The sequence below is a fragment of the Pseudomonas sp. NBRC 111139 genome, from assembly GCF_001753955.1.
GTDB lineage: Bacteria > Pseudomonadota > Gammaproteobacteria > Pseudomonadales > Pseudomonadaceae > Aquipseudomonas > Aquipseudomonas alloputida.
In genome coordinates, this window is record NZ_BCBP01000034.1 from 18,953 (window position 1) to 42,364 (window position 23,412).

Here is a 23,412-nt window from a genome sequence, read left to right on the forward strand (position 1 = left end):
CCCATTGTCTTGCACTGCTGGCCATCGAGGGCAGACTGGCGGATAGCCCTCATCTCGTGGCCGATAGTGGGGCTAGGTCTGCTATCTACAGCTCTGTACGTATGGACTCACGACTTGTCGTTTCTGTTGGCCTGGAGCAGCGTGGCGTCGTAGTCAGGACGCTTCATGTGTTTGTGTGTCAATAGCCAGTTGGTTGCGAAGCTGGTTGCGTCATTCTGTTCTTTGGCGGTCAGTCCGAAGGACGACATTCCCGCTGAGTTCATGCCCGGTTTTCCCTTGTTCAGACCGACGTAGATCATCCACCAGGATGCGGCCATCTTCACGTTTTGATTCATCCCCTGGCCATTTTTGTACATCGCAGAGAGGATGGCGGGTGCATTCGGTTCGCTTGCTTGCGCTGCCTTCGTCAGCCAGTTGTATGCCTCTTGGTACCCCCCGCGTTCGTAGAGCATCCGCCCAAGTAGGTAGTAGGCTGTCACGTTGCCACGGTTGGCGCCCTCATTTGCCCATGTCCAGGCTTTGTCATGGTCGCCTTTGTTGAGGTAGTAGAGCGACAGGCGGACAGCTGCAAGATCGACAGACGCGTCCTTTACTGACGACTCAAACATCTCCATCGCCTTGGTCTCGTCCTTCGGTACACCGCGGCCAAGCAAAGTAAGTACTGCCAGGTTGTACCGAGCAAGGGGGTAGTCAGAGCTGGCGGCAGAGAAATATGCTGCAGCGGCGGCGCTGTCTTTTTTGACCCCTTCACCGTGATCCAGCAGATAGCCCACTACGTTCTGTGCTCGGCTATTCCCGCCTTGGGCGAGCTCGAAGAGCTTCGGCAGTGCAGCTTTGTCCCCAGCTTTGTAGGCTGCCCAAGTCCGAAGTACTTCGCCACCCTCCCGGGCGGTTGAAAGGAGGCCCTTCATAGCAGTGGAGATGTCTGGGAGGTCGGCGCCCCCTGCTGCTGCTTCGTTGCTGAAGTATGCAGCTGCTGACGTGTCTTGGGCGCTGCTTGCAGCACAGGTGAGGCTCACGAACGCTAGAGGGAGCGCCAACAGGATCGGCAGTCGATTCAGTGAATGCATTAGCGGATACACCTTGTTTATTGGTACGCGTAATGTATTCTCTAGCGCATGAAAAAACTATCCCTCCCTTTTCTCCTGATAGGTGCATTGGCCTGGCTTCCTACGACCTCCCACGCGGACTGCTTCGCCGAGGCGGCTGCGCGATATAGGGTCAGCGAGAAGCTACTCCGCGCCATTCAGGTCACCGAGAACCGACCGGGCAAAGCAGACGTAGTGAGCCAAAAAAATAGCGATGGGACCTGGGATATCGGATTGATGCAGATCAATTCCTCTTGGCTTCCAAAGCTATCGAAATACGGTATTGGTGAGAAGGAGCTGTTAGATCGCTGTGTTAGCGCGAATGTCGGCGCCTGGATCCTAGCAAGTAACATCGCTTCACACGGCCATGTTTGGAAAGCGGTTGGCGCATACAACAGCCCTAATGAGAAAAGTCAGCGGATTTACATTCAGAAAGTCATGAATAACTACGGTGGTTTGTAAATGAAACAGCTATTCAGCAGTTTTTTTGCTGTTCTTCTATTTGGCTGGATTTTGTACACGGTATCCCCGGAGGAACCGTGTGAACGCGTCGAGCGTGGCGCTTTACCGGTCCGAGTTGTTTTTGATGCAGTTCGTTGGGCAGGTACGAACTACCTTAGTACAGATTCGCGTATTGACTTGTTGATTTGGAGCATTGCGGCTGATAAATCCGTGCAAAGTTTCATTTCGCGCTTGTTCTATGGCCCAGAACTCAACTGCACTACCGGCCAGGCTAAATAGGAGCTGACTGTGGCAAAGGAACCAGATCTTTTTATTTACAACTCCCCGGCAGATAAACCGGCGGCAACCTATTTGAACGACTTGTTCAGGATGGCCGCCGAGAATAAAGTCCCGGACATTCACTTCCAGTGGGTTCAAGGTCACGTGCATATTCAGCTACGGCAAGACGGTCAGCTGAGGCATTTTGAAACTGTAGAGCCTGCTATGGGAAAAATGATCGATACGAAAATTCGATCGCGGGCCACCATGGACCTCTCGCAGCATCAAATCCCCCTCGATGGTCGTATCGGATTGCGATACCCGGGACTGGAGTTGGAGGTCCGTGTGAGCTTGGTTCCAAGTCACAATGGGCAAAAAATCGTATGCCGGTTGCTCGACCAAGAAAACGCGTCGATGAGCCTTGACCGAATTCGAATGCCGCCTCTGGTCGAGCACGCATTCCGCGAGATGATCAACGAACCTCAAGGGCTGATCCTTGTCACCGGCCCAACCGGCTCAGGTAAAACCACGACACTGTACGCAGCACTCAATGCCATCAACGACGGTACGCTCAACATCTGTACTATCGAGCATCCGGTTGAGTATGTAGTTAAGGGCTTTGTCCAAATCAACGTAACGCCCCAGCTCAGTTTCGCATTGGGTCTACGGGCCCTGTTGCGTCAGGATCCGGACGTTATTCTGATTGGTGAGATTCGTGACCAGGAAACCGCACAGATTGCCATTCAGGCTGCAAACACCGGCCACTTGGTCTTTGCCACATTGCACTCCAATAGTGCAGCACAAGCTGTACCTCGCATCGTTGATCTTGGGGTCGATGCCCAAACACTTGCGTCTGTACTCATTGGTGTGATTGCTCAGCGACTTGTGCAGACTCTTCGGACTGATATAGAACACGAATGGCTACCTATTAATGACGTAGAGCGCATGTGGTTGAAAAAGAATGGGCTGCCGCCTGTCACAGGCAATATTCCATTTGCGCCTTCGAAAGATTCGTTTTCAGGTAAATGCCCCATCATTGAGCTTATTAGATCAGACAGATCAGTGCGTGCAGCCATTATCGGTGGCGGTGGAGAGATGGCTGTGTTGAACGCTGCTGCACGGCAGAGCCAATTCGACACATTAGGCCAATCCGCTGTGCGGATGGTAACTGATGGCTTGACAACCTTGGGACGGGTACGGACCTTAATTAAAGATGATTCTGTGAAGCCAGCGGTTAGGCGCATCGGTGATGTTCTAATCGCTCAGGGCCTCATTACCTTTACGCAGGCAAATCAGGCAGCTGAACTTCAGCTGCGGTGTACGATTGAAGGCAAGGTCAAAAAGTTCGGGCAAGCCCTCATTGATCTGGCGCTTGTGTCACAAGATGACGTGGTGAACGCTCTTGGTTACACCGAGGGGGCGGTGGAATTTTTGAATGAGTTGGCCGCGACCCGGAAAATCAACTTCAGGGCACTGAAGGATACTGTCGAGCTGTGGCGCACTGAGCGAAATCAAGAGTCAATCTTCGACATGCTCATCGAGCAGAACCTCATCAGCAAGGAAAGTTTATATGAAGAAGTTTATTGCGCGGATGGCTATGGCAGCCCTGCTGGCAACTCCAGTCCTCTCCTTAGCACAGGAGTCGCTGCCGTCGCTGCCGTATAGAGAGGTTGCGGCCCAGGCTGAAGACAGTCACAAGGTCATCGTGTTCTTTTCCTTTGCGTGTCCAGTCTGTGCTTCATACGATCAGACCTTGGCTCGGTGGGCCAAAACGATGCCGCCTGGCTGGTCCGCTGAGTTCCTTCCCGTAGCGGTCCCCGACAAAGCCAATTACATTGCTGCTCGTGCATTTTTTGCTGTCCAGGATGCAGATCCAGCCCGACTCGACGCATTCATGTCGGCGGCCTATACGTTGATCCAGCAGAATGGCATGCCGATGGAGAGCCCTGATACATGGACGAAAGCTGTAGCGATCTCGAACGTTCAGGGGTTCAACGAAGCCTGGCACAACGTCACTCAGCAGCGGCTGGAGAAGGCTTTTGCCAAGCTCCTCACATATGGAGTTGATGCCACACCTTCCATGGTCATCAATGGGAAGTACGTGATCACACCTGACGATGTTTCCGGCGATAGTGCGCTCTACATGAACCTGGCCAACGGCATGATTTCCAAGGTGATGCTGGAGCAATAACCCAGCCCACGGTTGGTTCTGCCAGGAAAGATTGTCAAAACAGGAAACCCCCGTACCCACGGGGGTTTTGCATTTTGGCGGCCAGCCCGGTGCCAGGGATCCTATCTACAAAGAAGAGCTGTACAGTCCGAAGGCGGGCAGCGTTACAAAAAAGAAAGCCCGGCATAGTCGGGCTTTCTTTTTCAGCTGTAGTTAGCTTTTGCCCCCTCTCGTCGTCGGCGGCTTGGCGTCGTCATCACCCTTGTCTTCCGGGGTAACAACGGTGTTTTCCAGGGTCATCACTCGCGTAACGGGTGCCGGCTTCCCTCCTCCACTGAACGGCGACTCGTAAGCATCCGCAGCTCCCATCATGCCTTCACCGTATGGGCTACCTGACCCATTATCTGAGCCGGACAGTTGTGGCTCACCTGCTGAGAGCCCAGCGCTAGCCTGCGATTGGGCACCAGCAGTCATCAAACCAGCACCCGATGCCGTCATCATTTCGCCCGCTTGTAGTTCAGTGTGGGACTCGGCCATGGCTGGTTGCGAACCCATATGGAGTTGACCGGTGTGAGCGGCGGTGGACGCGTGACCAATGGGCTCCATCAGGTTCTGACTAGTCCCCGCGGTCATGAGCCCCTCACCTGGGGCCGCTCTAAGCTCCCCTGCGTGACCTGTGATCGGTGCAGCCTCGACGCCGGTCAGCGCTGCGGCCGCGACGGGCTGGCTGGCTTGTACAGGTGCAGCGTCCTGACGGATTGGTGCCTGTGCCTCGGCGCTGGTCAGCGCTGCGGCCGCCACGGGCTGGCTGGCTTGAACAGGTGCAGCGTCTTGGCGGATCGGTGCGTTGCCCTCCCCCCCGGCGAGCGCTGCCGCTGCTACAGGCTGACTGCTCTGTGCATGGGGCGCCTCCTGTCGTATTGGAGCTGGTGCTGGGGCAGGCGCTTCAGCGTTTGCATTAATTGGTGTGACCAGTGGCTGGCCATGGGCTGCAGCTTGCGTATTTTCGCCCGGGGCAGCCATCAAGTTGCCTGCGTGTCCGCCCAGGGGAGCAAGAGCGTCGGCGCGCGCCGGCATTGGGGTCACAAGCGGCTGACCACTCTGTGCTTGAGGGCCAGGTGTGGCGCCATCACTCTGGAGCATTGAGCGCACACTTGAGCCGGGCTCAAAGCGCTCAGGCTTGCCGTTGGCGGCCACATCAGCATTGTAGTTGTCTGCCATGTGATCGGAAGCGATCATCATCCCTGGAACAACCGAAACGTTGCCAGCAAGCTTGGTGGCGGCTGCGGCCTCGCGGCCAGCAGTCTTCGCAGTAGCTGCAGCGGCTTTCGCAGTTTCAGCAGCTTCTGCCACATGTTCGGCGTTCACGACCCGCGAAGCCTGGCCTTGGCCACGAAGCAGCGCAGGTACCTCGTGCCCAGCTGCATTGACCACGCGTGCAGCCTGAGCAACTTCGGTACCGGCTTCAGCTGCTTTCAAGGCAGTTTCAGCGCTGCGTGCTGCCAGAACCGCTCTTGTCGCTTGAGTCCCTTTGATAGCTGCTCCACCCCATCCTGCGCCTGGCACAAACATAGTCGCTGCCGTAACGGCCATCGCAGTTTTAGGGTTTTCTTGCTCCCATTGCTGCTCGGCCTGGCCTACGCCGACCATGGTGTTCGTGATTGGCTTGACCGACATTGTGTCGCGGATCTGCTCAGGGGAAAGGGTAGTGTCCGCATTTTCGAGTGCTGTTTTACCCGCCCGCATCTGCTCTTGAGCTTTGGCATGGCTGCTTGGCATTTGCGACGATACATAGGTCTCGCGGTCCTCGTAGGAACGGTATGGATCCATTCCAGATGCGACTTCCCTGAGCTCTTGTGGTTGTGGAGCACCAGTAGGGCCGACCTGATTCGGATTGACCCCGGGAACATTGGTCGACGGGTTGCCGATGTTAGCGCGAGAAACCTGACCGGCTGGGTTGTCACTGACCTGGGCTGCTCGCCCACCTACGCCTTGGAATTTGGCCGCATCACCTTCGCTCGGCCCACCCACAACGTTTCCAGTCATAGCCGAAATGACATTCGCGAACTCTGTGTCCGCCCCAATGGACTTGAGGGCCCACAGCTGGGCTGACTCACGAGCGCCAACCATGCCAGTGGATTGCTGGGCATAGCGGGTTTCAAGCTCGGGGAATTTCTTGTTGAATTCACTGCGCTGCGAATCGCTGAGCCCGGCGATTGCCTGATTGAGCGCCTGCATCCCCTGCTGCGATCGGGTGAGATTCCCGCCGGTGGTCTCCTCACTGATCTTCGCGTTTGCGGAAACGCCGGCCTCCGCTGATGTAGCTTGCTGGAAGCGATTGAACGACGATTGGGTGTCGGCGGTGGTTGCACTCAGACGTCGACCCAAGGCGTTTTCAGTTGCGGCTTCTCTGCCAGTGCTATGAGAGAACGTATCAGCAACTGAGGCCTTCCACCCGGACATGTCACTTTCATTTTTGGAGATCTCTGAACCAAACTGGGATGCAATGGTTGAGGCCTGAGACTTGGTCATATCTTTCCCAGTGGCGTTCTGAATGCCAGCAGAAACACCGCCGAAGATACCGCTGAAACCCACCTTCGCGTCGAACGCCTCTTTGAAGGAATTCATCTCCTTCCCAGTGAACCCCAAGGCCTGACCAATGCTATCCCCCAGCTTCATCGCCTGCTGGGAAATATTGCTGTGCTGGCGATCGAGCGATTGCATGCGCTGATCTGTCCAGCTGTCACCGGATTTGTAGGAGGACATTTGGCGCAGTGAGGCCTCGACAGCTGAGGAGCTCTCGCTGCGCTTAGAATGGTCGGAACCGAAGGCACTCTGGGTGGAAGTGCTTAGCGTGTTTTTTAGATCCGCCGTGTTCCAGTTGGCGCCATTGAGTGACAGACCGTTATTTACACTGCCGGAATGTTCTGACTGGTACTGGTTACGGCTTGCCACATCGACATGTGCCCCATTTTTTACAAGATCAGGAGACTGAAGTTTCTCGTCATTGTGGTCGCGCCCCGACCAGCGGCTGGCAAGGCTTACCATGCCGTAAGCAGTCAAGCCAAGCATTGCTGCAGAAATGAGTGGTGTGGCGGCCAGCATATCCGATGCGATACCCAGCCTAGTTGCAAGAACATCGTAATAGACCGCCTTCATGTTGCTCGGTACTAGGCCAGCTTCTGTGAACTCAGTCAGTTTCTCTGCGACATCGTTTTGGATGTACATCTGAATCACAGCGGAAAATGGCAGCCAGGAAGTAGTCCATATCCCGAACCCCAGAAACTTTACATACATCATCAGCGATCCAGCCCCTTTAAACAGGCTGTAAATGATGACGATGGGCGCGAAGCCGAAGAAGAGAATCTGAAGGAAGACCATTGTCGGTGTCATGATCTTTGCAAAGAAACTGCCAGACGCCGCAGCATCGGAGCGGAACTGCTCGTCTTGCTGAGTCAACGATGTCATACAAAGATTGAAGCTGTTTTGATCGGAAACGCTATCTAGACAGTTGTATGTCCCTACTACAGAGTTGTAGAACAGCGCGTTCACCATGAAATCATCAGCGCTTTGAGCGGCAGACCACAGCGAAGGCACCAGGTTGGTAATTGCAGCACTAACATCGTCAGGCGTGTAAGCACTGCCCGAAGGGCTCTTAACCTTCATGCCGGCATTGATCATTTGTTTCGCGGCTGCGGAGGATGGGAACGCATCAACCTTGAGTGCTATCTTGGTCTGTGCTTCCTGGCAAGAAAGAGCGGAGCCTCCAATATTGACGTTATCCCAATAGGTGGTAAGGCCCGTGCCGCGGGAATGGCCTAATACATAAGAAACAATATTTGTGGATTTTTGGAAATCCGCAATGCTGAATGTCGTTGAGCCAGGAACACAGTCGATAATGTATTGTTTCAAGCTGGCCACAAGGTACGGGTCAACATTCTCCACACCCTTGCGCAGTGTAAGAAGCAGTTTCAACGGAGTGACAAAGCCATTCTGAGTGACGGCCATGTAACTCCCTGAGGTGCTTTGGTAGGCTGTGTTGATTTTTTCAAACAGTCCGTACATTGTCGTTGTGAACAAGCTGGCTGGTGCCGCGATTACAAGGGGGACGTTATCAACCTTGTTGACCGTCCCTGTGTAGATATCCTCGATCTTCACATCGGCCTTAATGGTGCAACACGCAACCATCATGGCGAAGCCAAACAGGCCACCCACAGGTCCGTTTGCAGGGATGAACTGTTCCGAAGCGCCTTTCTGAATTACAAACATAATTCCTGAGATCAGCGCAATGAACCCACCAACGAGGTACACGCCAGTCATGAAACCCTTGGCGTTGAATATCATCGCTACGCTGTTGAGCGTATTGTAAAAAGTCGAAACATCACCTAGTACAAATACAGTGAAGTCCATAATATATCCCTAGAGGCCCGGCTTAACAAAGATCGCTGGGTTGCTGGTTAAAATCATCTTAATCCACTGCTCGGTAGCAACAACCCTTGGTTGGAAGTTTGCGTCCTCCGCCCTGATGGCTGCGAGCTCCTGAACGAGCTTGTTAATGTTCTGGTCAACAAAGTCAGGTTTGATGCCTTTAACTCCGTTGAATGTCTGGTTCGCTGCATACAGAGCAGCCTCACCATATTTCAGGGCCAGTTCATTTGCGATGATTGGCGCCATTTGTTCCGCAACACCCTGAATTGCCCCAGGGAATTGCTGTACCTTTCTAATCAAGGCAAGCGCAGGTGTTTTGACAGAGTTGATGAACTGTTTTTGTGCTGCAGTGAAGTCGCAAGAGTTACTGGTGCAGTTTGTAAGCTTGCCTACAATCGAAGTGCTAGCTATACCACTTGTCGCGCCTTGTGCGTAGCCGAACAGCATTTTGTTGGTGTAGCCCAAGGTGCCATCAAAGCTCAATGTCTTATTGGGGTTGATGCTAGTGCACTTGTTGCGGTCGTACCCGTTGTCGCAATGCAGGAGTTTAAGCGGCGTACTGTTGGAGCTTGAGCCGTTTTTGAAATTCATCAGTGTCAAGGTTGGGCTATAAATTTGACCAACCTTAGGCTTTTCAGAACCGTCAGAGTTTTTCGAGGAGCTGTCCGGCGCAGTCATAACTACTGCGCCAATCATGCTCATCACAACTTCGTTAGCGAGATTGCTGTCAGCTTCGCCAGTGTCGGGGTTACCCAGGTATTGGCCTGATGAGGTGTCGGTAAGGGCTTTCCAAACAGGGTTGCCGCACTCCTCGCAGCTTCCGTCATTGGTGCCTTTGTCAGAACTGCTGTTCGGAGAGCTGAATAGATCTGTCAAACCAGCGAACAGATCAGAGAAGGAGCCAGTTGCTGCCGAGGCCGCCGTCGATGCCTGGTCAACCATCTCTTTTCGAGCTGATGGATCTGTGAACGACTTGACGATGGAGTTCGCCACAGCGCATGTGTTCTTCATCATCTGGTTCAGGGCTTGCAGCTTATTCTGGAAGTCCTGCATCAGCTTGCCCAGAGCCGGGTTGATAGCGTCAATGGCGGCTTTGAACGCAACCCCAACAGCGTTCGCTGCGATTTGGCGGAACAATGCAACCAGGGCGTCTGCGTTGATGAACGAGAATGACCCCGCGAACATATCAATCCCGCCGCAACCGGCCGAGAATCGAGGCGGGTCGAAAGCAACCAGGTTAATGTTACGAACCGGGCTTCGAAGGGCTGCGCCACCGCCTACCATGCCGCCGCGGCTTTGGCTTGTGAAGGCGCCCGCGCTGGTGCTGTTCGACATGAACATGCCGTCAAGCGCATCAGCAAGTCCAGCTGATGCAGGTGCTGAAACCATGGTAAGTGTTGCCACCAGTAATAACGATACCAGCTGTTTCAATATATTCCGCATTATTGTTGCCCCCCTTCGTAGCGGCCTTCCAGTTTGTCCTTCAGGTATTTAACCCACTGCTTTGGATCATCACTCGCACCCTTTTGAGTGTCTTCGTTGGTCAAGACGCCTCGATCATATGTATTGATTTTCTGTGCAATGTCTTTCGGCAATAGATTGTTGCTGTCAGCTGCAATGATGATCCGCTCTGCGAGCTGGTCTTGGGCCATCATCCCTTGCGATACGATGTAGTAGTTGTTCGGAGGAACAACGAGAACTGTAGTTGGCGTGATGCGCAGGTTCAGAATGCTCGCTTGCCCGGTGTTTTTCTCAAATTCCGTTACATTCGGTAGAGGTTTGCCATCCATGGAAATGAATTTCGTGACAAATCCATACTCCTTGGCCAGTTTCTGAACGGTGTTCACTTGAGGTCGGCAGAATTCACACTTCGAATCGAAGAAAACCCACAAGCCGCCCACGGTCGCGACATGTTTTAGTGCCTCAGTTACACCGGCCTGAGCATTCCTCAGGAAGAATGGTTTCGTGTAAGTTGCGATAGGGACTCGGTTGTTCTCGTCCAGGAATGGATCGGCGGCCACAACACGGGTTGTCATCTCTGCATAGCGCTGGGACTTGTCCATGGCCACGCGCTGCGCGTAGAGATACGCCTCAACGTTTTCCTTGCTAGGGTCGTCGATCGCGGCGTCCAACAGCTTCGGCATGTTTTCGCGCAGCCACGAAACAGAAAACGGGTGAACTGTCGGTTCTTTGGAGTCAGGTTTTTCGCTGGGAGCTTTGGGCTCTTGACGGATTAATGGCGGAGGCGGTGCAGTCTCTTTTGGATCTTTGTAGAAAAACCACCCCTCAGCTTTGCGCTCGATGAACCTCGGAGATCCGCTGTCGACATCCGCATAGACAACACTGGGCAAGGCGGCGATAGACAATAGCGCCGATACTAGAATGTTTTTTAGTAATCCTTCACGCGTACGCATACGCTTGAGTCGTTCGAATGGAGCTTTCATCAGATGATGGGCCCTACCTTGCCAATGATCAGCTTCGAATCTAGGAAGCCCCAGTAGCGGCCGTCATAGCTCCTTGGCTCAGTCCCAATGACCAGAATCTTGCCGGCCGGTACTGTCATGACACGGTCGAAATCGCCGGACTTCTTGCCCAGCTTTTCGATAAGGTCCAGCTCACCGATCAGTCGATCGCCGATGTAGGCGACGTTGTTCTTCACGACCAGCTTGTCACCCGGGAGGCCTGCGACCATCTTTCCAACGGTCTTCCCTTCGAAGTGCTCGCCCATGAGGCCGCCTTTCGGCACGAATGCGACGAAATCACCCCGTTTGAGGTCAGCAGGCTGGCCATAAGTGATCATGTACAGGCGCCAGGGCAGGCAACGGACTGACGCAAGATCAACACCGATCCGGTAGTCCTGGCGAAACGTCGTAACGGCCGCAATTGCAACGATGAACGCAGCGGCGATACCTATGAGCGAGTTTCGAAGAAATCGAAGCCGTGCTTTGTCTGTCCGAAGGGTTTTGAGCGGGGACACCAGTCGAGACGCCAGTGCTTTAGAGTTCATGCGATCACTCCAGCTCAAGGCCAAGGTGCTGTGCAACCTGGCCGGTAACGTTCAGCCCCGCGGGTGCGTTTAGGGCTACCGATGAGTTGATCACCAGCACCCCTGAATCTGTGTACCCCTTCAGTACATTTTGAAGTTCTGTCACGAATGCAAGGCCGTCGGCTTGCGCTTGCTCAGGGCTTAAGCCGGCCTTATCGAGAGTACGCTTCATCTGCGCATTGGCGAGCTTGGTGCCATCAACCAGCACTACCTGTGCTCCCGAACTGAGGTTCTGCCCGGCGAAGTGATAAGCCATGAAGCTGGTGAAGCCGGATACAGCGAGAGCCACGAAGGCGCATGTCAGAAAGGAAACCCCTGCAGGTGCTTGCTGGGCTTTGCCACCCTGTGCTGGCTTAGTCCTTACCTGGTCATCATCAGGGCGGATTTGCTCCCCTGGCTGTTGTTGTTGGCTATTCGCTGTATCAGTCATCGTGGCGTTCCCTAGTAGCGGTGGAAAGAGGTAGCGCTCAATGCGCAGTTATTTTTGCAATCATAACACGTAGCACTACGACCACAGTATCAGTTTGCCGCAATAAAAAGCCCGGCGCATGGCCGGGCTTTTTATTGCAGTGGTGGTGATGGTGCAGGTGCTGACTGCTTGCTGGCCTGATTACGCCGCAGAGCTCTGGCGGGCCATGTAATTGTTCACTGCCTCTACCGCATCGACCCCACGGTCAAGATCATCAAGAATCTCGTTGCGGGCTGCCCCTTTCGAGGAGAACGTCACGTTGTGGAACTCATCCACAACAAGGCGCACGATGCCCCAATCGGTTTCGCTACGCTTGACCATAATCTCGCTGTACTTGCCGGGCATGGTGTGTACCGTCTTCAGCATGTGAGCCCCGTAAGGTTCGATCTTGAACTGCTTGCTGTCGATGGCCGAGTCGATCGATTCGGACTTCTGCTGCAGGATGAACTGCCAGGCCGAGTTTGCGGCGATTGCCTCGGTGTTTTTCGACGCATAGACGTCGCCAATAGCCTGCGTTACTACCAGCACCGCACCATCTTCTTTCCGCGCTTTGCGGTAAGCAGCAACCATGGCCTTGGCCATCATTGGATCGTCGAGCATCTCCCAGGCCTCATCGACGATGAGGATTTTCTTCCGGCCTCGCTCACCCAGCTGCGCCTTGTACATGTCGTGGTTGATGCGCGAGATCAACTGCAGGAGGACCACCTGCTGAAGAGCTGGGCGCCCCTTCAGATCGCTCAGCTCCATGCAGATGAACGCGTTGCTCATGTCCAGGTTGTTCTCACCATCGAACCATTTGGTGTACTGACCACCGGCAAACGGGAACAGCTGGCGGCCCAAGCGCCGGCACTCTTCGTCATCCGATTGATTGATGAACCAGTCTGCAACAGCGGTGATATTTGCGGCGTTGCCGAACTTCTCCCAGGTACTGGTAATGGCCTGCTCGACACGGGACAGCTGGTAATCGTTAAGCGTGTCCTCCGGTGCGGCCATTTTGGCGATGGTGGCTTTGAGGATGTCCATTTCCTCGTGCAAGTCTTCAACATGCGTGAACGGGTTCAGGCATACATCCGACTCAGGCTTGAACTCGATGAATTCGCCACCAACCATCTTGCACAGCTTCAGGTAACTCCGGCCGGCGTCGATCACCCACAATTTTGCGCCTGCAGCGAGGTAGTCGGCGGCGATTTTCTGTGTGAAGAACGACTTGCCAGCGCCGGCCTCAGCAAAAATGATCCCGCTGTAGTTGGTACTCGACTCGTACAGATCAACCAAAGCAGGCTGGCCACGGCGCGTGAGCAGCAGCATTGCCCCACCCATGCCGCTACCTGTCCATTCGCCGAGTATCGGTAGGAACTGACAGGCATGTCGCACTGCCATCGTATGGAAGCGATAGAGGTTCTTGACGCCTTCATTGGACGTATTGAGTGGCAGCAGGTTGTTCCAGAGAGCTTCAAGGATGCGCCTGTCTTCCCGGAGCTCGAAAGCCAGAGAGGTGTAGTAAGCCTGCAGGCCCGCGGACAACTTGTTCAGGCGCTGCTTGTCACGCGAGAAAAGGAAAATCGTAAAGTTCACCTCAACGATGATCGCACCCTTGCCGTCGATCTCATGAACCAGGGTGTCGATGCCCTTTTTCTTGTAGCTGAGGATGGGTATCAGGTGAGCTGTGGGCCCAAAGACCTGGTGGTTGATGATCGAGGACGTTTGCTTGACTTCGTCCTTCTTCACGACCTGGTCAGGGTAGTGGATGGTCAGCACCATGTAGTACGGGTCGGTGATCTGGTTCGAAAGCCCGTTCGGGTCGCCGATCATGTGGTTCATGATTGCGAGGCTGGTTTTCTGAGGGAAGTGTTTGACACTCAGCGCTTTCGCATAGTGGGCGCCGTCATTGAAATTGATGGTCGACGGGTCATCGTAGTTGATGGAGTCGCCAGGGTAGTAGACCTGGTCCTTGATCAGTTGATCTTCATCGTAGTGCGACCGAGGAGCATCCCACAGCTTCGTGAGGATTCGCATGAGCACCAGATAGCCAACTGCATCGAGCTGGAACAGATTCAGCGACGCTGCTTTGAGCGCTTCCGTGACCCGGTCGGCCGATTCTTTCGTCGCCGCGATGTCTGCGTCATCGGGGCTATCGGTGCGGCAAGGGAACTTCACGGTCACGATGACGCGCTGACGATTCAGCATCACACCACTCCGCTGAACCAGCGGATTATCAACGCCACCGTTAATCAGGTTGGCGTGCTGGCGTGAGAGAGCCTTGAGAATCGGGTTCAGCGCTGGCTTGCTGTTCAAATAGGCATCGATGTATTCGCCGACATCGGGGCTTTCAAGCATTGCGATCTGAATGTAGGTGCCTGCCGCGAAGTTCATGCTCAGGGCAGACTGAAGCTTGTCGACGGTCGAGGAGCTGGCGCCTGTCAGGGCGTCAGATACAAAACATGCCCCGAGGTAATGTTCATTCCCGTCGGAGCAAAAGAATACTTTTGAGTCGGGGTCGATAGCCCTGACATTGAGTTTTTTTTGAGGGGTGGATGTTCTATCCCCTTTGAGCGTCGCTTTCGAAGCTGCCATTTCACTGTTCGCCATATGTGGTGGTTGAGTAGGCTTGGAAGGCCTGGAGGGCAACCCGCAGGCAGAGCCAGTTGAAAAGGCGCACTAGCGACCTAGTGCGCCTTGAGGGGCGTTACAGCGTTGCGGTGAAGATGTTGGTCAGTACGCCTGGGCCAACGCTTGCAGAGAGCGCTACGGCTACGCCGGTCACAACGGCCATGACCGATTGCTTGACCACGCCGATTGCCAGGCCGGTACCGAGGGCACCCAGGGCAAAGACCTTACCGAGGGAGCCGGTCATCCAACCGTCGAGGCTGATGACGATCTCGGTGAAGGTGGAGTCGGCGCCGGCGGTCACGTCGACGGCGACAGCCAGACCGACCACAGCCATGCTCACCAGGGCACGTTTGTCGATTTTCTTGAATGGAGCAGCGGCTACTGCGGTGGTTTCGATTTGTGCGATTTGTGCGGTCATTGTGTAGCTCCCAGTGTTATCAGTTCAGATTGATGTCAGTTGTGGATGGGATTGCGGACGACGTAACTTGCGGTCCGTAATTGGTTGGTTCTGCAGCAACGTTTTCCGATTTAGGGGCGGCAACATTGACTGGCGGTACAGCGGTTAACTCAAGGTGAGGAACAACCATGCCTTGGCCTGAGTATTCGGATTTTCCGAACGACCAAGTGCGTGGCTGAATCTCGGTAAAGAGGTAGGACGGAAAGTGCAAATCGTCCTTGCTGTCGATCCACGGAGCGATCCAGATGCGCATGACTTGGGCTGGAACTCGAACCGGTCGAGCAAGATCCGCAACAGCTGGCCCTGGCACACCATTGGATACCTTGAGGTTATGCTCAGAGCCGGCAGTCTTTCCCATGTCGTCACCGTACTTTACGTTCGGTGCCTTCTGACCAATTGGCATATCGCTGTCGGTCAGCGCTGGGCTCTGTTCTGTGGACTTGTAAACAGCCATTGGCGACTTACAAATGATGCCTTGCGGCATGCCTGGGCATGAGAACTCGTCATCGCCGGCGGTATTCAACCAGGACGAACAACCACTCAGAAGAGCAATAGGCAACAGCGCTGCGACTAATGCAGTACGTTTCATATGATTACCTTTCATCATTTCAGTTCGATCCCTTTCACCAGCATGATCGTAACTTTGCGGCCGGCGTCGATCTCAACTACCGGAGTCATTTCGCGAGCCATCTCCATGTAGAATTTGGCAATTTCATTCGCGGAAGTAGAGAACCCTTTAGCAACACCAGTTTGCAGAATGGTCGATGTGTCAGCGCTTTGGGTTTGAGTGGTGCTGCTGTCACCCAGGCTCAACTGCGGGATTGTTTGTGGTGTCATGCCCTGTGCGAGGCCCGAGAGACCGCCGGCAACCAAAGTTTTGGCAATCATCTGGCCCTGCTTGGACACGAGTCGACCACGCATACCGACCCGCCCGTCCTCGCCAACGATGTAACCTTCCATCTTCCCTTCGATGATCTTTCCGTCTTTGCGTACGCAAGAGAAAGATTCTGTCCGGAGCATAGCGCGCTCACTGGAAAGAACACCGTAGCCAGAAGCGAGCGCAAAACATTCTTTAACATCGACGCTGTACTTGTTTGGCAGTACGGCGTCAGACTTGATTCGCATGGTCGTCGGCACAGGGTTTTTCTGCGTTGTGGAGCTGGTTGGCGCGTCCATACCGTTCAGCAGCACACCTTCGAAGAACGAACCGGCTGGCATCGCCGGGGTCGGCTTCTCTGCCTGCTTCGGGGCCTCATTCCGGGCCGTTTGGGTACCGCCAGTGACCCGCAGGGTTGCTACCTTCGGTTTCGGCTCTTGCAGGGCTTCACCAGTGCCAGCTGCGCTTTCATAGCCTGGCAACGCAGCATTCAGAGCTGGAGCGGTACCGCCCTTGCTAAGCTCCAGTTTGTCCATCCGATCACCCAAGCGCTTCAGCTCGCGAAGCGTGTCCTGGGTAACAGGGTCAGGCCGTTGCCCCCGCAGTCGTTCTTCTTCAAGGGCGCGTAGGCGATCATCTTTGCGATCTTGCTCCATCTGCTTGAGCGATTGGCCGATCTCTTTAAAACGTTTGTCCTGTAAAGCCAATTTAGCCATGATCTGCTCAGGAGTATTATTATCTCCACGAGGCAAGAGCAGCTTGGTGTCGGAAGTGCCTTCGGTTTTCGTATTGTTCTTGGGCTTGTCATTGCCAACAATTACAGAGCCGACAATCATCAAGAAGCCTAAAAGGCCAATAATTGCAATTGTCGATCGAACGCCTGGGCTAAGATCTTGCCACTTATCTTTCAGCTGGTCTTTGATAGCCATGCTTAATTCCCCGTAGCCGACTTATCAGAGACGATGAACACATCAGTGGTCATGCCGGCACGTAGGGTGGCTGTCGGGAAGAAAGACACAGCGCGGACACCATCGCTGTAGAACGTACCTTCATCAAGATCGACGTCGGTTTTGGACGTTCCTTGCAGGCTGTAACGATAAATATCGTACTCTGGGCCGGAGTAACGAACTTTTGGATAGGCAATTACGTTGCCAATGTTCGCGGCCGACGCAGGCAACAGACCTTCACTGAAGCCTTCAGGGGTTTTGCCGAGAGCTGCTTCTCGCAACACGTAACGAATAGTATCGGTGTAGTTGTTGCTGTCGGGCGCATGGTTCTCGGACGCATGACCGCCAGTTTCCACCATCGGCTTGTCCAGTTGCAGCGTAATGGTCTGCTGTGGGAGCTCCTTCGGAATCAGGGTCAAAGAAATGACCGGGTCGTTTGGATTAGAACCAGTCACGTACAGTGCGACTGGCTTATCCTTCGTCTTCATCGTCGCATAAAGCGATTGACCGATCGTACTGATATCCAAATCATCAGGTTGCTGGTCGACTGCTTTAGGCGAAGCGAACGGAGTGGAAATCCGGTTCGGCAAGATGTTCGAAACGTAAATAACTTCGTTACGGTCCGAGCTCACGCGAACTACCTGGGTGCGCGAATCAGATTCGGCGCCAGGCATAACGCCCAAGCCAGGCAGAGGCTGCGCTTCGACAGGTTTGACTCGTTTTGCTGCCGTAGGAACAGGCGGCAATTTTACTTCCGCCATCCCATCAGCCCATGAGATGGATGCATGGATGGTGGCCAGCACGATTAGAGCAATGGCTGAGCGTTTCACTGAAGCGCCTCCTTGGTTGGTTCTGCTGGCTTAGGCGGGTGAGACTGAAGCCACTTGAGTGTTTTTGGGGTGCTGCCTGGGTAGTGGTCCATACCCGTGATCCAAGGGCGGCCCGCACGCATCTCGATGACGTACTCGACCACTTGGTAGTCCGGTTTGGGCTTGCCGGTTGCGCTGCGAGACTCCATCGAACCGAGAATGAAAACCTTCTTCGTCTCCTTCTCGTAGCTGATGTCAGTGGCGTTCCAGGACACAGAACCAGCATTCGTTGCGAACACGGGGTCGTTGGCCAACACGAACATCTTCTTGCGCACGTCTGCGTAGATCTTCGGATCAACGAAGGCGCTAACAGAGTCGGCAATGAAATTCACGTTCTTGGGCGTGACATTGCCCATCAAAGTCGAGGCATAAAGGCCAAAGGACTTGATGTACTCGTCGTCCGCGTTGTTCCAGCCAACCTTCACGGCCTTGTCCAGGTTCGGCGGCACCAAACGTGTGGTTTCGTGCTGCCCCATTTGGTTGAAAGTGAGCAGCAGGACCGATACCGAAAGGCACGCGATCGACAAGGTCTGGAAGTTTCTGAGACTTTTCAGCCCTTCCATCGTGTTCTGCATTTTCTTGATCTTCATTGCGGCCTCAAAGCGCTATCGAATACATAACGCGTACAAATAAAGTCGTTCGAAAGCTTTAGTAGAAGTAGTCGCGCTTCGAAGAGTCGTCGTAGTGTTTATTCAGCCCCATGACGCCTGCCTCGTAGCAGAGGTGATGCAGAATGCCGTCCAGTGCACCGCTCTTGAAACGCTTAAACCGCTTTACTGCGTACCAGCCGCCGGCGAGGGAAGCGATGGTTGCCCAGCCCCCCAGTGCGATACCTGCGCCCAGGCAGCCAATGAAGATCGCAGCCTCATCGATTTCCCAAAAAAGTAATTGCGTCTGACTGTCAACGTAGCGCGGGATATCGATCTCCTTCACAGAGGTTTCCCCGCAGCTTTAACGATGTCGACCTCGACCCGACGGTTCATCGAGCTATCGGAGCTAGATACAGGGTCACGCTTGCCCCGGCCGTAAACCTTGATGTTTTTCTTCTTAACACCGTGCCGAACCAGGTAACGCGCAGCTTCGATGGCGCGGTTCTCGGACAGGCGCTGGTTGTAAATCGCCTCGCCCACTTCGTCCGCATAACCGATCAGGGTGATGGTGCTGCCGACGCGAAGTGCGTCAGCGATGACGTTGGTCAGCGGCCACCAGCCCGTAGGCATGCTCTTGTCGAAGTCAAAGTAGAGCGTGGTCCGCGTGTGACGGGCCTCCTCGGCGATCTTTGCATCTTCTGCATCGAGCAGAGCCTCTTCTGCCGGCATCAGGGCCCGAGGCCTGGCTGGCTCAGTCACCGTCCAGACCGGAGATTCGGCTTTCTTCTGGGTGTCGCGAATGGATTCAACAAGCGCGTGCCCTGCATGCGCGGGCTCAATCGCAACGCCGTAGCTGTCTGGAACCACTACCTGTCGCACATCAACGGCACCCGCGGTGCTTGCTGAGAGCGCAAGCGACGCAAGCAGAATGGCTCTGTTCAAGGTGATCATAGGATACTCGTTGGTTTGGAATGCTAAATAACACGTAGCGATAATACAGATAGTTGGCTTTTTGTTGCAACCGTCCTCTTGTGGCGCCTAAAATATAGCGACGTGTTACGTATTGCAAACGCTTTTGGCGATTTCGCGGTCTAGCCCCACCACCTTATCAGCAGCTGTGCTTCATACCCCTGCATTAGGTATTCCCTCTTTGCAGAGTCGTAGGAGTCAAAAATGCAAACCAGAACAGACGCAGCAACCCACCAAAGCTCGGCCAACGGCGAATCGCTGTGGGCCAGCCAGGGCCAGGCCGCGGCTTCTATTGGCCTGCAGGTGTGGAACAAGGTTGAGAAGACCAATCCTGATGAGACCAAGTCCTTCAACAAGGGTGGTTTCCAGGGGACCGCGATCGCGCCCATCTATCAGATCAAGCGTGCTACTGAGGTTTTCGGACCTTTTGGCCTTGGCTGGGGTGTCGAGCTGATCAGTGAAGCGTACGTGGACGGGAAACCGTTCGTTGTGGATGGCCAGGTCGTTGGTAAAGAAGTCATTCACAAGGTGTACGTTGAGCTGTGGTACCTGCAACAGGGATTCCGCGGTTCAGTGAAGCAGTTCGGCGCTACCACCTACATCACGCGAGATTCCTACGGAATCATCAGTAGTGATGAGGATCACGCCAAGAAAAGTCTCACAGACGCAACTTCAAAATGCCTTTCGTTGCTTGGCTTCAGTGCCGATGTCTTCACTGGCAAATTCGATGACACCAAATATGTCGAGGGTCTCCGCGAGGAAGCCCAGCATGGTCAGGTAAACGAATCAGTTGGAGGCACAACAGGTGCAGCTGAGACTGTTCAATCAGATACCCAACAGCAGACATCGACGCAACCGCCAGAGAAATCTCGGTACCAGAAGTACAAGGATCAGCTGGATCAAATTGCTCAAACCGGGCAGACCGTAAAGGACGTGCCAGGCGTTCGGACCACCATCGAGCAGGACAAGCTCCTGTCGCAGATGGAAATCCAAACGCTTTTGCAATCGCCGCTGCTGCGCTTACCCGCAGCAGAGAAAGACAATGCGCAGGCTTCCGAGTCGAGCGTTTTCCTCTAACCCCCACAACCCGGGCGCCTCATGGTGCTCGGGTTTTTTTGTGCGTAGCTTAAGGCTCACCTCCATGAGTATGGATCAGATACTTCGCTCGAAAATCGGTGGCTTCAAAGACACCCTGGCACTGAGTTCGATCGGTGCTGGTGGACTTCTGACATCGCCTTTTTTCAGCTCTGTGCCGGCCACCCTCCCCCTCGCCATGGGGGCTGCGGGTGCGGCGTACGTGGGCAACCGTGTCTTTGATTTCTGGAAGAACCAGCTCCTCCTTGAGTCGAAGATCAATATCCGCTCGGCTACCGATCTGGCGCACGGAGATGGCTTGCTGCTTGGCTTCACTACCGACACGGGACAGCCTGTACGTGTCCCTGATGAAGACTTCATGCGGCATGGATTTATCCTGGGCCAGTCCGGTGTAGGTAAAACCGTATTGGGCAAACTGATGATGTTCCAGCAGATCCAGCGTGGCGGCGGCCTGACGTTCATCGACGGTAAGATGAATGCGGACGACATTCAAACGATCTACCAGTACTGCGTCTGGGCGGGCCGCGAGCAGGATCTGTTGATTCTGAACCCGGGTAACCCATCACTCAGCAATACATACAACCCCATCCTCAGGGGTGACCCTGATGAGATCGCCGCCCGCATCCTGTCCATCATTCCCTCTACCGAGAATAACCCTGGCGCTGACCACTACAAACAGTCGGCGAACCAAGGCATCACCACCCTCGTAGCGGCAATGCAAGCTGCTGGCCTCGCTTACAACTTCATCGACTTCACGATCCTGTTGATGAACCACAAAGCGATCGAGGAACTGGAAACCCTGCTCAAGAAGACCCAGCCTCACAACCCGGCGACCAAGAACTTCTCCCTGTTCCTTGAGCAATACAAGATCGGCGGAAAGCCGGGCATGGAGAACGTGGTTGACATCAAGCGGATGAAGGAAACGTTCGGCGGTCTTGCCGGCCGGATGTACTTGTTCGGTACGGGGAAATTCGGTGACGTGATGAACACCTACGCCCCCGAGATCGACCTGTTCGAAGCAATCCGGGCGAAGAAGATCATCTACGTCGCTCTCCCGACGATGGGTAAAAACGAAGCCGCCTCCAACTTCGGCAAGATGTTCCTGGGCGACCTGCGTACGGCTATCTCGTGGATCCAGGCGCTGCCTGAAGAGGACCGGCCTAACCCCCCGCATTTCAATTTCATGGATGAGCTGGGCAGTTACGCCGTTCAGTCGCTAGCACGCCCCTTTGAACAGGGGCGCAGCGCGCAGATGGCACTGTTCCCCGCAGCCCAGACCTTGGCCAACCTGGATGTGGTTTCTCCTGACTTCAAAGAGATGGTCATCGGTAACACCTGGACCAAGATCTTTTTCAAGATCGGTACCCAGGCCACGGCCGTTGAGTGTGCAGACCTCATCGGCATGAAAATCGGTATCACGAAGTCATTGAGCGGTACGCAGAACGAAAGCAGTAGCACCCCCCTTCTCAATGTGGCGCCAGAGGGTGGCACCGGTGCTGCCGCCGGCATATCGGTCGGTGAGCGAGAGCAGGAGGAGTACAAGGTCTCGCCGGATGACCTCAAAGCGCTCGGTAAGGGGGAATGCATCATCCAGTACGGCGGAGACCAGATCTTCAACGTCCGGGTGCCGATGATCAGCATCGACAGAAAGCTGCAGAAAGAAATCGGCCCTATTCGAATCAACCACTTCCGCAGGCCGTCCGTTAAGGGTGCGGACTTCTTCAAGAATAGTGACAAGTACCTGGGTGGCAGCGGGCTGCCCACTGGTGGGCGGAAGAAACAACAGGAGCAGCTGAGAGATGAGTAACGTAGAACCTAAGGGCGCTCATGTTGTGCCCGGGCATACCCTTGTGCTCGATGAGAGCACTGAGGGCCAGGGGCAACTGATCAGGGAGGTGATTCAGCGACGCATTGCAGCCGGCGCTGCGGTCTTCGTGGTCGGCTCATCGGTCGATGAATCACTTTTGGGAGCGATGATCGGCGCCAGCACTGCAGTTGGCCGGGGAGCTGATCTGCTCATCGTGAATCCTGGTAGTCCCGCCTTGAGCCATACCTACAACCCGGTGCTGCACACAGCTCCTACCAAGGTCGCGAGCCATGTCTTGAATTTCCTCGCGGATCAGGATGCGACGGCAGGTCACGATTCAACCCCAACCGCAGCTCTTGTTCGGGCGATTGTGTCCTCGCTGCAGCTCGCTGGCCTGCCCTACTCGTACCTTGATCTGGGTATGTTCGTGATGAAGCCTGACGCTATTTCAGCGCTGATCGAACACATGGCCACTGCATACCCTCGTTCAGTGCAGCTGGGAGCCCTGCAGCAGGCCTGCAAGGCCTTTCAGGATGATGTTGGCGACATCTGTGCGGTAAAGCTGAAAGGACGCTTCTCGGGCCTCGCTGGGAGCATGTGCATGCTCGGCGCCGGTAGAGCGGGTGAAGTGTTCAACAGCTACCAGCCTGACGTCGTGCTGCACGAGGCGCTGGTAACACGAAAGATCGTGTATCTCGCAATTCCCTACATCGGCCGAGGCCAGGCGGCGTCCAATCTCCGCCGCATCGTGATCTCGAATCTGGCGGATGCTGTTCTGCGGTCGATCGGTGAGCCTGGTGCACCCACTGCGCTGGCTGTGTTCACCGATCCAGGTGGTTGCAATGACCCGAGCATCGAGCAGCTGCTCTCGCCACAGACTGAGCAGGTGATGAGCGTATGGGTTGCAGCTGGTTCGCTCGACGATCTTGGGCGTGAGTCTCTGGATCTGCGCGAGGCCTGCCTGAGTCGAGCTCGCAACCTGGTTCTGTTCAAACCTCAATCCGAGTCGGCAGCGCAGGTCTATTCGCAGCTGTTGCCTACGGAGCCTGAGCAAGCCCAGGGCACAGGGGATGTGATGCAAAAACTCTTGTCGATGGGCACCACCGACTACGCGATTGTTTCCGGCGAGCACCAGGTGACCTGGGCGAGTGTGGCCACCCCGGGTGAAGTGAGGTTCGCCACAGCGGCCGACATCAGATGGCCGGCCAGGCGCCAGCATGCCCGAATGGCTGGCGCAGATCAATTCACGCAAACAGTTCCGGTTTAAGGG

21 protein-coding genes are annotated in these 23,412 nt (G+C 54.8%); 7 read left to right on the plus strand and 14 right to left on the minus strand.

Annotated features, from left to right (window positions below; all coding sequences use genetic code 11):
- Positions 1-107: 107 nt before the first annotated feature.
- Complete coding sequence (locus BJQ17_RS13460; RefSeq protein ID WP_023383801.1) at positions 108-1,070, minus strand: tetratricopeptide repeat protein; 963 nt, start codon at positions 1,068-1,070, stop codon at positions 108-110.
- A 48-nt stretch (positions 1,071-1,118) separates the two neighbouring features.
- Between BJQ17_RS13460 and BJQ17_RS13465 the strand changes: the two genes are divergently transcribed.
- From BJQ17_RS13465 to BJQ17_RS13475, 4 genes are read left to right on the plus strand one after another with little or no spacing between them, the layout of a single operon-like run.
- A complete protein-coding gene (locus BJQ17_RS13465; RefSeq protein ID WP_023383800.1) occupies positions 1,119-1,550 on the plus strand; it encodes a lytic transglycosylase domain-containing protein in 432 nt (143 codons plus the stop codon).
- Positions 1,551-1,829, plus strand: coding sequence for a hypothetical protein (locus tag BJQ17_RS30000; RefSeq protein ID WP_023383799.1), 279 nt, complete (start codon positions 1,551-1,553; stop codon positions 1,827-1,829).
- A 9-nt stretch (positions 1,830-1,838) separates the two neighbouring features.
- Positions 1,839-3,473: a GspE/PulE family protein gene (locus BJQ17_RS13470; RefSeq protein WP_023383798.1), complete on the plus strand. Its 1,635-nt coding sequence runs from the start codon at positions 1,839-1,841 to the stop codon at positions 3,471-3,473.
- A complete protein-coding gene (locus BJQ17_RS13475; protein ID WP_224459421.1) occupies positions 3,379-3,999 on the plus strand; it encodes a thiol:disulfide interchange protein DsbA/DsbL in 621 nt (206 codons plus the stop codon). Before BJQ17_RS13470 ends, BJQ17_RS13475 begins: the two co-directional genes overlap by 95 nt.
- Before the next feature lie 192 nt (positions 4,000-4,191).
- Here the strand turns inward: BJQ17_RS13475 and BJQ17_RS13480 are convergent, their stop codons facing one another.
- From BJQ17_RS13480 to BJQ17_RS13535, 13 genes are all read right to left on the minus strand, one after another.
- Entirely contained in the window at positions 4,192-8,388 is a 4,197-nt protein-coding gene (locus BJQ17_RS13480) for a conjugal transfer protein TraG N-terminal domain-containing protein (protein WP_023383796.1), read from the minus strand.
- 9 nt (positions 8,389-8,397) lie between these two features.
- Entirely contained in the window at positions 8,398-9,837 is a 1,440-nt protein-coding gene (locus BJQ17_RS13485; protein ID WP_256559633.1) for a conjugal transfer protein TraH, read from the minus strand.
- 11 nt (positions 9,838-9,848) lie between these two features.
- Positions 9,849-10,820 (minus strand): conjugal transfer protein TraF, encoded by a 972-nt coding sequence (gene traF, locus BJQ17_RS13490; RefSeq protein WP_082412208.1) that lies wholly within the window; start codon positions 10,818-10,820, stop codon positions 9,849-9,851.
- Between the two features lie 29 nt (positions 10,821-10,849).
- Positions 10,850-11,413 (minus strand): S26 family signal peptidase, encoded by a 564-nt coding sequence (locus tag BJQ17_RS13495; RefSeq protein ID WP_041925802.1) that lies wholly within the window; start codon positions 11,411-11,413, stop codon positions 10,850-10,852.
- A gap of 4 nt (positions 11,414-11,417) precedes the next feature.
- A complete protein-coding gene (locus tag BJQ17_RS13500) occupies positions 11,418-11,882 on the minus strand; it encodes a hypothetical protein (protein WP_023383792.1) in 465 nt (154 codons plus the stop codon).
- 180 nt (positions 11,883-12,062) lie between these two features.
- Positions 12,063-14,495 carry a type IV secretion system protein TraC gene (gene traC / locus BJQ17_RS13505; protein ID WP_054893906.1) on the minus strand — a complete coding sequence of 811 codons (2,433 nt, stop codon included), beginning with the start codon at positions 14,493-14,495 and terminating at the stop codon, positions 12,063-12,065.
- A gap of 112 nt (positions 14,496-14,607) precedes the next feature.
- Positions 14,608-14,949 carry a TraA family conjugative transfer protein gene (gene traA, locus BJQ17_RS13510; protein ID WP_060500575.1) on the minus strand — a complete coding sequence of 114 codons (342 nt, stop codon included), beginning with the start codon at positions 14,947-14,949 and terminating at the stop codon, positions 14,608-14,610.
- 19 nt (positions 14,950-14,968) lie between these two features.
- Positions 14,969-15,577 carry a type IV conjugative transfer system lipoprotein TraV gene (gene traV, locus BJQ17_RS30005; RefSeq protein WP_082412207.1) on the minus strand — a complete coding sequence of 203 codons (609 nt, stop codon included), beginning with the start codon at positions 15,575-15,577 and terminating at the stop codon, positions 14,969-14,971.
- A 14-nt stretch (positions 15,578-15,591) separates the two neighbouring features.
- Positions 15,592-16,794, minus strand: coding sequence for a TraB/VirB10 family protein (locus BJQ17_RS13515; protein ID WP_054893908.1), 1,203 nt, complete (start codon positions 16,792-16,794; stop codon positions 15,592-15,594).
- Between the two features lie 2 nt (positions 16,795-16,796).
- Positions 16,797-17,642, minus strand: a complete 846-nt coding sequence (locus tag BJQ17_RS13520) for a type-F conjugative transfer system secretin TraK (protein ID WP_054925610.1) — start codon at positions 17,640-17,642, stop codon at positions 16,797-16,799.
- Positions 17,639-18,271 (minus strand): TraE/TraK family type IV conjugative transfer system protein, encoded by a 633-nt coding sequence (locus tag BJQ17_RS13525; protein WP_023383786.1) that lies wholly within the window; start codon positions 18,269-18,271, stop codon positions 17,639-17,641. Before BJQ17_RS13525 ends, BJQ17_RS13520 begins: the two co-directional genes overlap by 4 nt.
- Before the next feature lie 58 nt (positions 18,272-18,329).
- Positions 18,330-18,614: a type IV conjugative transfer system protein TraL gene (traL, locus tag BJQ17_RS13530; protein WP_054893910.1), complete on the minus strand. Its 285-nt coding sequence runs from the start codon at positions 18,612-18,614 to the stop codon at positions 18,330-18,332.
- Positions 18,611-19,222 carry an OmpA family protein gene (locus BJQ17_RS13535; RefSeq protein ID WP_054893911.1) on the minus strand — a complete coding sequence of 204 codons (612 nt, stop codon included), beginning with the start codon at positions 19,220-19,222 and terminating at the stop codon, positions 18,611-18,613. The genes traL and BJQ17_RS13535 overlap by 4 nt, the downstream gene beginning before the upstream one ends.
- Positions 19,223-19,444: 222 nt before the next feature.
- On the opposite strand from BJQ17_RS13535, the gene BJQ17_RS13540 reads away from it, so the two are divergent.
- The 3 genes from BJQ17_RS13540 to BJQ17_RS13550 all read left to right on the plus strand — a co-directional run bounded on the left by BJQ17_RS13540 (position 19,445) and on the right by BJQ17_RS13550 (position 23,409).
- Entirely contained in the window at positions 19,445-20,317 is an 873-nt protein-coding gene (locus BJQ17_RS13540; RefSeq protein ID WP_054893912.1) for a hypothetical protein, read from the plus strand.
- A 64-nt stretch (positions 20,318-20,381) separates the two neighbouring features.
- Positions 20,382-22,142, plus strand: coding sequence for a type IV secretory system conjugative DNA transfer family protein (locus BJQ17_RS13545; RefSeq protein WP_054893913.1), 1,761 nt, complete (start codon positions 20,382-20,384; stop codon positions 22,140-22,142).
- On the plus strand, positions 22,135-23,409 hold the full coding sequence (locus BJQ17_RS13550; protein ID WP_054893914.1) for a hypothetical protein: 1,275 nt from the start codon (positions 22,135-22,137) through the stop codon (positions 23,407-23,409). The genes BJQ17_RS13545 and BJQ17_RS13550 overlap by 8 nt, the downstream gene beginning before the upstream one ends.
- The last annotated feature ends 3 nt before the right edge of the window (positions 23,410-23,412 follow it).

Bases quoted from the DNA above. Each gene is read 5' to 3' on its own strand.
- BJQ17_RS13460 (WP_023383801.1), bottom strand. From the start codon at position 1,070: ATGCATTCACTGAATCGACTGCCGATCCTGTTGGCGCTCCCTCTAGCG.
- BJQ17_RS13465 (WP_023383800.1), top strand. From the start codon at position 1,119: ATGAAAAAACTATCCCTCCCTTTTCTCCTGATAGGTGCATTGGCCTGG.
- BJQ17_RS30000 (WP_023383799.1), top strand. From the start codon at position 1,551: ATGAAACAGCTATTCAGCAGTTTTTTTGCTGTTCTTCTATTTGGCTGG.
- BJQ17_RS13475 (WP_224459421.1), top strand. From the start codon at position 3,379: ATGAAGAAGTTTATTGCGCGGATGGCTATGGCAGCCCTGCTGGCAACT.
- BJQ17_RS13480 (WP_023383796.1), bottom strand. From the start codon at position 8,388: ATGGACTTCACTGTATTTGTACTAGGTGATGTTTCGACTTTTTACAAT.
- traF (WP_082412208.1), bottom strand. From the start codon at position 10,820: ATGCGTACGCGTGAAGGATTACTAAAAAACATTCTAGTATCGGCGCTA.
- BJQ17_RS13495 (WP_041925802.1), bottom strand. From the start codon at position 11,413: ATGAACTCTAAAGCACTGGCGTCTCGACTGGTGTCCCCGCTCAAAACC.
- BJQ17_RS13500 (WP_023383792.1), bottom strand. From the start codon at position 11,882: ATGACTGATACAGCGAATAGCCAACAACAACAGCCAGGGGAGCAAATC.
- traC (WP_054893906.1), bottom strand. From the start codon at position 14,495: ATGGCAGCTTCGAAAGCGACGCTCAAAGGGGATAGAACATCCACCCCT.
- traA (WP_060500575.1), bottom strand. From the start codon at position 14,949: ATGACCGCACAAATCGCACAAATCGAAACCACCGCAGTAGCCGCTGCT.
- traV (WP_082412207.1), bottom strand. From the start codon at position 15,577: ATGAAACGTACTGCATTAGTCGCAGCGCTGTTGCCTATTGCTCTTCTG.
- BJQ17_RS13515 (WP_054893908.1), bottom strand. From the start codon at position 16,794: ATGGCTATCAAAGACCAGCTGAAAGATAAGTGGCAAGATCTTAGCCCA.
- BJQ17_RS13525 (WP_023383786.1), bottom strand. From the start codon at position 18,271: ATGAAGATCAAGAAAATGCAGAACACGATGGAAGGGCTGAAAAGTCTC.
- BJQ17_RS13535 (WP_054893911.1), bottom strand. From the start codon at position 19,222: ATGATCACCTTGAACAGAGCCATTCTGCTTGCGTCGCTTGCGCTCTCA.
- BJQ17_RS13540 (WP_054893912.1), top strand. From the start codon at position 19,445: ATGCAAACCAGAACAGACGCAGCAACCCACCAAAGCTCGGCCAACGGC.
- BJQ17_RS13545 (WP_054893913.1), top strand. From the start codon at position 20,382: ATGAGTATGGATCAGATACTTCGCTCGAAAATCGGTGGCTTCAAAGAC.
- BJQ17_RS13550 (WP_054893914.1), top strand. From the start codon at position 22,135: ATGAGTAACGTAGAACCTAAGGGCGCTCATGTTGTGCCCGGGCATACC.